This window comes from Tenebrionibacter intestinalis, from assembly GCF_016632365.1.
Classification (GTDB): Bacteria; Pseudomonadota; Gammaproteobacteria; order Enterobacterales; family Enterobacteriaceae; genus Tenebrionibacter; species Tenebrionibacter intestinalis.
Window position 1 is genome coordinate 1 of the sequence record NZ_JAEPBH010000156.1, and the last position, 732, is coordinate 732.

The 732-nt window shown below is 36.5% G+C and carries 1 protein-coding gene and 1 pseudogene; both read right to left on the reverse strand.

Annotated elements, in window-relative coordinates:
* Positions 1-90: 90 nt before the first annotated feature.
* Positions 91-393 carry a hypothetical protein gene (locus JJB97_RS18265; protein WP_238715508.1) on the reverse strand — a complete coding sequence of 101 codons (303 nt, stop codon included), beginning with the start codon at positions 391-393 and terminating at the stop codon, positions 91-93.
* Positions 390-732 (reverse strand): annotated as a pseudogene (locus JJB97_RS18270) (hypothetical protein); the annotation flags it as partial. The pseudogene JJB97_RS18270 and the gene JJB97_RS18265, both read right to left, overlap by 4 nt.

A 732-nucleotide genomic window follows, 5' to 3' on the forward strand; every position in this document is an offset into this window, starting at 1 on the left:
CCATTGTTCCATTACTGACTGAACAGATAGTGTTTTACAACCGCCATCCGTAATTCAAGTGGATACTTTGCCAGGGGCGGGACTTTAGGGTTATTTGCTTAATAGTTTATTCAGATGACTTAAAGCATCAAGTAAGTCAGGATCATCGGGATAAATAGTTTCATTTCTGAACAAAGCAACCGCATATATTTGCTCTAATACGAACCAATATTCATGAAAACTATTTTTCCACTCAATGTCTACAGACTGTAGACAAAATAATAAACCTTCCAAATTATCAATCAGTTTTTTTAACGATACTTCCCCTGATTGAAAAAGTGACAATGTTTCTTTCATCAGAGAAATTTGCCTCTTATCATACTCGCTAATATTCATATCTGATAATAAAATCATTGCTTTATCCTTCCAAAATCAACTGTTACGACTGTACCTGTTTTGGTATCAGTAATAACGGTTATATTATTCTTACTATCATAATAAGCTGTTGTACCAGGTCGTTTACCTTGTATTGCATTTTCTGGACGTATTGCATTTTCCACCGTAGTAGGTGTTATACCTTGCCTCTGCATACGATCTAATGAGTGTCCAGAGTAATCACGATTTTCTATCATTGACGGTTTATTCTGACCATCAATAACATTTAGCGGATTGCCTTTTGAGCCAGTAGGCGTTTTTGCAGATATCTCACTGCTAGCCTTATTAATCAGCCTTGACGCTTCAGCCACATCCCCT